This window comes from Lachnospira sp. CLA-JM-H23 (assembly GCF_040096425.1).
Lineage (GTDB): Bacteria > Bacillota > Clostridia > Lachnospirales > Lachnospiraceae > Lachnospira > Lachnospira rogosae.
Genome location: NZ_JBBMET010000002.1, coordinates 432,731 through 441,001, shown reverse-complemented (window position 1 = coordinate 441,001; position 8,271 = coordinate 432,731). Strand labels below are relative to the sequence as shown.

General features: G+C 35.4%; 10 protein-coding genes and 1 riboswitch. All 10 genes read left to right on the top strand.

Going from position 1 to position 8,271, the window contains the following annotated elements:
* A partial coding sequence (locus WMO42_RS04455; protein ID WP_349191645.1) for a zinc ribbon domain-containing protein occupies window positions 1-93 on the top strand: 93 nt, incomplete at its 5' end.
* Window positions 94-250: 157 nt separating this feature from the next.
* Window positions 251-460 (top strand): DUF6219 family protein, encoded by a 210-nt coding sequence (locus WMO42_RS04450; protein WP_116443514.1) that lies wholly within the window; start codon window positions 251-253, stop codon window positions 458-460.
* A 1-nt stretch (window position 461) separates the two neighbouring features.
* Window positions 462-917, top strand: coding sequence for a thioredoxin-dependent thiol peroxidase (gene bcp / locus WMO42_RS04445; RefSeq protein ID WP_349191638.1), 456 nt, complete (start codon window positions 462-464; stop codon window positions 915-917).
* Window positions 917-1,666 carry a peroxide stress protein YaaA gene (gene yaaA, locus WMO42_RS04440; RefSeq protein WP_349191637.1) on the top strand — a complete coding sequence of 250 codons (750 nt, stop codon included), beginning with the start codon at window positions 917-919 and terminating at the stop codon, window positions 1,664-1,666. The genes bcp and yaaA overlap by 1 nt, the downstream gene beginning before the upstream one ends.
* Before the next feature lie 126 nt (window positions 1,667-1,792).
* Window positions 1,793-2,200, top strand: a complete 408-nt coding sequence (locus WMO42_RS04435) for a transcriptional repressor (RefSeq protein WP_055174441.1) — start codon at window positions 1,793-1,795, stop codon at window positions 2,198-2,200.
* An 82-nt stretch (window positions 2,201-2,282) separates the two neighbouring features.
* A complete protein-coding gene (locus WMO42_RS04430) occupies window positions 2,283-3,515 on the top strand; it encodes an HD domain-containing phosphohydrolase (RefSeq protein ID WP_349191635.1) in 1,233 nt (410 codons plus the stop codon).
* Window positions 3,516-4,047: 532 nt separating this feature from the next.
* Window positions 4,048-4,584 carry a TIGR00730 family Rossman fold protein gene (locus tag WMO42_RS04425; protein ID WP_090141213.1) on the top strand — a complete coding sequence of 179 codons (537 nt, stop codon included), beginning with the start codon at window positions 4,048-4,050 and terminating at the stop codon, window positions 4,582-4,584.
* Window positions 4,585-4,733: 149 nt separating this feature from the next.
* The gene (locus WMO42_RS04420; RefSeq protein ID WP_022502067.1) at window positions 4,734-4,988 is read left to right on the top strand and encodes a cysteine-rich small domain-containing protein; all 255 of its coding nucleotides are present in this window, start codon (window positions 4,734-4,736) and stop codon (window positions 4,986-4,988) included.
* A 15-nt stretch (window positions 4,989-5,003) separates the two neighbouring features.
* Entirely contained in the window at window positions 5,004-6,533 is a 1,530-nt protein-coding gene (gene cobI / locus WMO42_RS04415; RefSeq protein ID WP_116443512.1) for a precorrin-2 C(20)-methyltransferase, read from the top strand.
* A 64-nt stretch (window positions 6,534-6,597) separates the two neighbouring features.
* Window positions 6,598-6,796: riboswitch (cobalamin riboswitch) on the top strand.
* A 283-nt stretch (window positions 6,797-7,079) separates the two neighbouring features.
* The gene (locus WMO42_RS04410) at window positions 7,080-8,255 is read left to right on the top strand and encodes an ABC transporter substrate-binding protein (protein WP_090141209.1); all 1,176 of its coding nucleotides are present in this window, start codon (window positions 7,080-7,082) and stop codon (window positions 8,253-8,255) included.
* The last annotated feature ends 16 nt before the right edge of the window (window positions 8,256-8,271 follow it).

Sequence of the window (8,271 nt, the reverse complement as noted above, 5' to 3'; positions counted from 1 at the left end):
ACATGGATATGTCCGAAATGCGGAGCAGAACATGACAGGGATATCAATGCCGCAAAAAATATACTGACAGAAGGATTAAGACAAATAGCATAAAGAAATATATAGGGCAGGGACTGCCCAAATTAACGCCTGTGGAGATAGTAGGTTACGAGGTCGATGAAGCAGGAAGCCTATTGGCTTAAGACAATGGGTAGTTCACAATAATAAATTGTTGTATTATGATGTTGATAATAAAATATGGAGGTGTATTATGAAAGCACATAAATATTGGTCAATTGGAGCAATAGTTACAATGGTTGGAACTTTTTATACAGGATATAAAGGGTTAAAAGCAGCACACAAATACTTTGCGTTTGGCTCTCTGATATGCTTGATTATGGCAGTCTATTCTGGTCATAAAATGATTTCTGGCAATAAGAGGACAAGAAAACAGATGGAATTGAAAGAAGTGGAGGAATAATATGTTAGAAGTAGGAAAAAAAGCACCGGACTTTGAATTGCCGGATCAGAATGGAGAAATGCATAAATTAAGCGATTATGCAGGAAAAAAAGTGATCTTATATTTTTATCCAAAGGATAATACACCAGGATGTACGAAGCAGGCATGTGGCTTTTCTGAGCGTTATCCACAGTTTACTGAGAAGGGAGCTGTTATTCTCGGAGTAAGCAATGACTCTGTAGCGTCTCACAAGAGATTTGAAGAAAAATACGGACTGGCATTTACGTTATTAGCAGATCCGGAGCGCAAAGTTATTGAAGCATATGATGTCTGGAAAGAAAAGAAAAATTATGGAAAAGTATCTATGGGTGTAGTAAGAACTACATATCTTATTGATGAGCAGGGAATCATTATAAAGGCAAATGATAAAGTCAAGGCGGCAGATGATCCTGAAAATATGCTTAAGGAATTGGCATAATGAAGATTATTTTATCACCTGCAAAAAAGATGATTGTAGATACCGATAACTTAGCACCGGTTGAACTGCCTGTCTATATTGATAAGACAGCAGAAGTATTAAACTGGATGAAAAGCAAATCAAAAGAAGAATTGAAAGTTATCTGGAAATGTAATGACAAGATTGCAGAGCAGAACTTTAACAGATTGGAAAATATGGATCTTTATAACAGGCTTACTCCGGCTGTTTTAGCATATGAAGGGATTGCATTTCAATATATGGCACCATCTGTGTTTGAAATCCAGCAGTTTGAGTATTTGCAAAATCATTTAAGAATCCTGTCTGCGTTTTATGGCATTTTAAAACCAATGGATGGTGTGACTCCTTATCGTCTTGAAATGCAGGCAAAGGTTGGAATTGGAGATGCAAAAAATCTGTATGAGTACTGGAGAGACTTGTTATATCGCTCAGTAATCGATGACAGTAGGATTATCATTAATCTTGCATCAAAAGAATACTCAAAATGTATAGAAAAGTATCTGACACCACAGGACAGATATATTACGATTGTATTTTGTGAGTTATCCGGAGATAAATTGGTGACAAAAGGTACCTATGCCAAGATGGCTCGTGGTGAAATGGTCAGATTCATAGCGGAAAATAATATTGAAAATCCAGTGGAGATTCAGAAATTTGACAGACTCGGATATTCGTTTAGGTCTGATTTATCTTCAGATTCAGAATATGTATTTGAACACAAAATAAAATAGTTATTCAGGTAAAAGATGCTCAGTTTGGCAACTTTTATAATAATGAGAATTATTCCTATTTTATTGACAACAGGATAATAGTGGTATATAATCCTTATTAAGAATTAATCCTAACAAGGAGGACAGATGACAAGTAGGAGAAATACCATTCAAAAAGATTTAGTACGAAACGCTGTGTATGAGATGAAAAGACACGTTACGGCAAATGAAGTGTATGAATTTATAAAAGAAGAATATCCAACAATTGGAAAAGGAACTGTATATAGAAATCTTGATATATTGGTAGAGGAAGGTGCATTAAGAAAGGTTGAAGTTCCGGATGGACCAAACCGATTTGATTTTACATTGAAAAATCATTACCATGTAAGATGTATAAAGTGCGGTGAAATTTTTGATGTGGATATGGATCAAATACCGGATTTGCTGGAAAGAATTCATAACACTCATGGAATTGAATTTGTGGATTATGATATTTCATTTAAAGGTATTTGCCCGAAATGCAGGGAGAAGGTAAAGGAGGAACAGTATGGATAGGAAAGCAATGTATAAGTTGAGTTATGGACTGTTTATATTGACCGCTAAAGAAGCATAAATGTATTAAGATAGGATTATACCAATGAAAGAAGAATTAAGTATAGATATCATCGGACTTGCAGGAGCCTGTTCTTATGCTTTGGACTGTATAGAAGCAGAGTTTGTAAATATCAAAAACAAACATGGAAAAAGAGTGGCTTATATAAGTATACGTATGGCAGAATATTGGAAAATTCAAGGTGATGAGTTACAAGATTTAGCCATGTGTGCTTTACTGCATGATAATGCTTTGACACAATATATTTCGGAAGAACTGAAAAAGGATTCCGTCATTAATTGTAAAAAAGATTTATCCGAGAAAAAAACAAATCTTCATTGTATTTATGGAGAAAAAAATATTACTAAAATTCCATTTAAAACAGATGTGTCAAATGTGATTTTGTATCATCATGAACATGCCGATGGAACAGGTCCTTTTCAAAAAAAGTGGAATGAAATTCCGTTGTTTGCAAGGATTATTCATCTTGCAGATACCATTGATATTATAGGAAATAACATGGAAACTGGAAATAACAGTTGGAATTTTATATGTCAGTTTCTTTTGAAAAATAAGGATGGATTATTCGATTCAGAATGTGTGAATGCCTTTTTTCATGCATTCACACATTTCGAATCTTTTACGTGTTTAAGTGATAATTCTTTTGAAATGAAGCTATGGGAGATTATCCCAAGACAAAAACAGGTTTTCGATTGGAAAACGTGTAAAAATGTCGCAGATTTTTTTGCAAAGATTGTAGATTATAAATCTTCTTTTACAAGCAGACATTCTATAGGAGTGGCTGAAAAAGCAGCTCTTTTTGCTCAATATATAGGATTTGATTCTATTAATGTGCAAAAAATGTATCTGGCTGGTGCACTGCATGATATTGGGAAAATGGCAGTAGACAATGAAATTTTAGAAAAACCGGATAAGCTTACGGATGATGAATTTTCAAAAATGAAGAATCATGCTGGTTATACATATATTATATTATCAGAAGTTGAAGATTTTGAAGAAATACGAGATTGGGCGTCTTTCCATCATGAAAAATTAAATGGAAAAGGGTATCCTTTTGGAAAAACCGCAGCTGAATTAAATGAACCGGAACGTATTATGGCATGTATTGATATTTATCAGGCATTAACCGAGGACAGACCATATAAGAAAGGTTTATCGCACGAAAAAACGTGTGAGATGCTCGATGACATGGCACAGAAAGGTTTTGTTGATTTTGATATTTCCAAGAAAATTAGGGAATGTTTTGGTGGAATCTAACATTAAAAACGAGAAAATATAGGAAATTCATGAGAAATGCTTTTGCCTATTATGATCAGATAGTATAGAACAGGTTCATAAAACAAATAAAACTGAAAGTAGAATTAATTTATGTATGAAATGAAACCAGAATAATATTTATGAATTAGGCTGAACGCATGGATGCTATCCTGTATTGCACAGGTGGCATCCATTTTGTCTTTGTATAGCTGTATTTGGGATTATTTATTATTTCGTGCCATTTGTTACAAAAAGCCGTGACAAGATAAATGTATCTTGATATAATTAAAAAAATAATTGTTGTAAAAAGCAGAATATAGAGATTTGCGTTAAGTAATTTATTAAGTATCATTTTATAAAAGCGTGATTTTTACAGAATGGAGATAAAAGTATGATGTTAGAAAAAGGGCTGGAGAAAGATAAAATAGAAGCTGAAGCACTCTCTGAAAAAATGAAGCGATATTAATGAAGATAATTACATATCAGTGCCAAACAAATAACCTGAATTAATAAAGAATAGGTGGATAACAAAGTGAACATAACAGTGTATTTAGGAGCTAACAAAGGCATAGATGATACATTTTCAATAGCTGTAAGGGAACTTGGAAAATGGATAGGAGCAAATGGACACACTTTAATATATGGTGGTTCTAAGACAGGGCTTATGGGCGAACTTGCAGAAAGTGTGCTTATGGAAGGTGGCAGAGTAACCGGCGTTGAGCCACAGTTCTTTGTAGAGGCAGAAGTTCAGTATGACGAGATAACAGAACTGATTGTAACTAAAGATATGACAGAGAGAAAGACAAAGATGATAGAACTTGGTGATGCTTTTATAGCATTTCCGGGTGGAACAGGTACGCTTGAAGAGATAACTGAAGTTATGTCAAAGTTATCTCTTAACCAGCTTTCAGCACCGTGCATATTCTACAATCTTAATGGATATTATGACAGTATTAAAGAATTTCTGTCTCATATGATTGCAATGGGATTGTCAACTAATGAACGTCAGAAAGATATATATTTTGCATCTGACTTAACAGAAGTCGTGGCTGTTTTATCCCATTTTTAGAAAGGTTTGCTGATATATAAGAACTGGTATTATTAAAACATAAGAAATGCACAGTTTGAGTAACCAGCAATAAAATATTATTATGGTATTGCATTAAAATAGCGTGGCAGAGTATAGTATTAAGCATAATACATAAGGAGACAGATGTAATGGAGAACAGTTACAGGTATTTTAAGAATGACCAGTGTAAGTATTACCCTTGCCATAAGATAGAAGAAGGGCAGGATTTTAACTGCCTTTTTTGTTATTGTCCTATGAATTGTTATGACGACTGTCCTGGTACGCCTAATTATATAACAAGAGATAGTGGCAGACGGATAAAGGATTGTACGAATTGTACATTTCCACATATTCCTGAAAATTATGATTATATAATACAATTTTTATCAAAAAAGATGAGATAAAGGGTAAGAAAGACGATGAAGAAAGCTATTTTAATTGTAAGTTTTGGAACAACTTATACAGATACAAGAACTAAGAATATTACAGCTATTAAGCAACAGGTAAGTATGCTTTATCCGGATACAATTGTAGAAGAGGCAGTATCAAGCACAATTGTAAGAAAGCATATGCAGGAGAAGGAATATATTAATGCGAAAAGTCCGCTTGAGGCACTTATAAGCTTAAAAGAGCAGGACGTAACACAGGTTGTTGTATTTCCAACACACGTAATAGACGGAATTGAGAATAACCAGATGAAAAATGCAGTAGAGGAGTGCAGGCATTTATTTGATAAGATAGTTGTAGCTGATGCACTTTTGGCAAATGCTGATGATTATACAGATGTTGCCAAGGCTTTGTGGGAGTCGTTAAAAGAGCTTACTGGTAATTCAGTATTGATATTTATGGGACACGGAACAGAGCATATGGCTGACAGCAGTTACAGGGTAATGGAACAGGCATTAAGGGCATATGCCAGAAAGCCTGTCTATATTGCGACAGTCGAGGGAAAGAGAACAATTCAAGATGTAATTAACGATATGAGAGAAGAAGGAATTGTCAATACTGGCGTTTTTCTTGCACCGCTTATGTTAGTTGCAGGTGACCACGCTAATAATGATATGGCAGGAGATGATGAGTCCTTTGCCACTATATTAAAAGCTAATGGATACACACCACAATGTGTTATAAAGGGTATAGGTGAATATCCAGCAGTACGTCAGGTGTATTTATCACATTTGCAAAAGGCAGTGAAAGCATTAGAAAATGTATCAGATACAGATAATTTGCCTGATAAAAAGAGTGGAATATTATATGGCATTGGAGTGGGTACAGGCAATCCTAAGCAGATGACATTACAGGAACTGGAAGTGATTAAGTCGTGCGATTTAATAGTTATTCCAGCAGTATCCAAGGAAGAATGTTATGCGTACCGCATAGCAGAGCAGGCTTGTAGTGAAATTTCCACGAAGCCAGTTTTGTGTATGCCGTTTCCTATGATTAAGGATGAAGGAAAGCTTGAAATTTCACATAATAAGATATATGAAGCCATTGAAGAATATCTTTATCAGGGTAAGAAGATTGGAATGATTACAATCGGAGACCCAAGCATATATTCTACATATATGTATATGCATAAGCGTGCGAGGGCTAATGGATGGAGGGCTGAGATAGTAAGCGGAGTTCCGTCATTTTGTGCTGTTGCGGCAAGGCTTGGCATATCTTTAGGCGAGAAGGGCGAAGAGATACATATTATTCCATCATCAGATAATATAGAGAATACATTTTCATATAACGGAACACTTATATATATGAAGTCAGGAAGAGGTCTTAAGCAGTTAGTTAAGGCACTGCGCGCACGACAGGAAGCAGGAGAAATGTATGAGATAAATGCAGTATCTAACTGTGGAATGGATAGTGAAAAAGTATATCACAGCCTTGAAGAACTTGAAAATGCTGATGTATATCTCACAACCGTTATAGTAAAAAGAAAAAAGAAAAACAATTGAAATTAATAATTGCATTTCTAGTAATAATATGAAATAATGAACGCTGGATATAAATCCAGATGATAACGAAATAATCACTGTAAGCGAAGTACGATAAGTATTTCAGGGAATCAGGTGTGAATCCTGAACAGTTCCGCTGCTGTATACAGGGAGGCGATATCCATATATGCCACTGGAATAAGCTTTATATAAGCTGTTCTGGGAAGGCGGATATTGCTTATGATCTGTGAGTCAGAAGACCGGCTTACAGGCAGAGTTATAATAGTCGTTGCGAGAACAACAGACTATTGTTTTTTATGCAATAGGAAATCCTCTGGAATTTCCTATTGCATAAAAAGCCCTCCGGGCAGGTTCGTACTGCGGCGGTAATGTAGATGCCGCTAAAGCGTCCCGCCGCAGGCGGAGAATCCTGCGAAGCAGGATTCTTTCTTAGGCAATTAGGAAGTTTTATTCCGGATTGTTAAGACACATATGTGTCTGTTCCTTTTCTGCTGATAATAACGTAATCATCAAAGCACTTCATAAGAAAAGAAAAGGAGAACGAAAATGAAGAAAAAAAGATTTCTGTCACTTCTGCTCACAATCGTAATGCTTGTGTCTACACTTGCAATGAGTGGATGTGGAACACAGAACCAGTCAGCTAATGGTAACTATGATGGAGAGCTTGTGTATGACCATTCAATGGAATTACAGTATGCAAAGCTTTTCTCTGTAGATTATTACAAGGGCGGTTATAAGCTTATTACAATAACTAACAGAGATGAAGATACAGCAATTGTATCTAAGCAGTCAAAGCTTTTACTTGTTCCAGAGGGAATGTCTACACCATCAGGAATTGATTCTGACACTGTAGTATTAAATGCACCTGTAACTAATATGCTTGTATCATCTACACCAGTAACATCACTTATGAGCGCAAGTGATTGTCTTGACAGCATAAGCCAGGTTACTTACGAAAAGAAATCGTGGTATATAGATGCAGTTAAGCAGGCATTTGATGATGGAAAGCTTACTTATGTTGGCGATTACAAAGCACCTGATTATGAAACAATAATAGCAGGAGCACCAACACTTGCAATATTCTCAACAATGCTTACAAGTGTTCCAGATGTAGCAGAGAAGTTAAAGGAATTAGGAATTAACTATATATTGGACCAGTCTACATATGAAGATCATCCATTAGGAAGAGTAGAATGGGCTAAGCTTTATGCGGCACTTTGTGATAAAGAAGAGTCTGCAACACAGATGTATAATGCACAGGCAGCATATGTAGATACTCTTTCAAAGGCTGAAAATACAGGTAAGTCAGTTGCAGTATTCTACATTACATCTAAGGGCAAGCTTTATGTAAGAAATGCAGGAGATTATCTTGCACAGATGGTAAATATAGCAGGTGGTAATTATGTGTTCTCTGACCTTAATACAGATAAGACAGGAACACAGGAGATGGGTATCGAAAGCTTTTATGAGAAAGCCAAAGATGCAGATTATGTAATCTATGTATGGAATCTTGGCGGTAAGCCATCAACACTTAGTGATTTCACAGGTTATAACAGTGTTCTTTCTGATTTAAAGGCTGTTAAGGATGGAAATGTATGGTGTACAACACCAGATTTCTTCCAGATTGCAGATACAATCGGAAGTATGATTAACGATATCAACCTTATGTTAAATGCTGATTCCAATACAACAGAGCTTACATATTTAAAGAAGTTAAAATAAAATGATGAGTGAGGTA

Bases quoted from the DNA above. Each gene is read 5' to 3' on its own strand.
- cobI (WP_116443512.1), top strand. From the start codon at position 5,004: ATGAAGAAAGCTATTTTAATTGTAAGTTTTGGAACAACTTATACAGAT.
- WMO42_RS04420 (WP_022502067.1), top strand. From the start codon at position 4,734: ATGGAGAACAGTTACAGGTATTTTAAGAATGACCAGTGTAAGTATTAC.
- yaaA (WP_349191637.1), top strand. From the start codon at position 917: ATGAAGATTATTTTATCACCTGCAAAAAAGATGATTGTAGATACCGAT.
- WMO42_RS04435 (WP_055174441.1), top strand. From the start codon at position 1,793: ATGACAAGTAGGAGAAATACCATTCAAAAAGATTTAGTACGAAACGCT.
- bcp (WP_349191638.1), top strand. From the start codon at position 462: ATGTTAGAAGTAGGAAAAAAAGCACCGGACTTTGAATTGCCGGATCAG.
- WMO42_RS04410 (WP_090141209.1), top strand. From the start codon at position 7,080: ATGAAGAAAAAAAGATTTCTGTCACTTCTGCTCACAATCGTAATGCTT.
- WMO42_RS04430 (WP_349191635.1), top strand. From the start codon at position 2,283: ATGAAAGAAGAATTAAGTATAGATATCATCGGACTTGCAGGAGCCTGT.
- WMO42_RS04450 (WP_116443514.1), top strand. From the start codon at position 251: ATGAAAGCACATAAATATTGGTCAATTGGAGCAATAGTTACAATGGTT.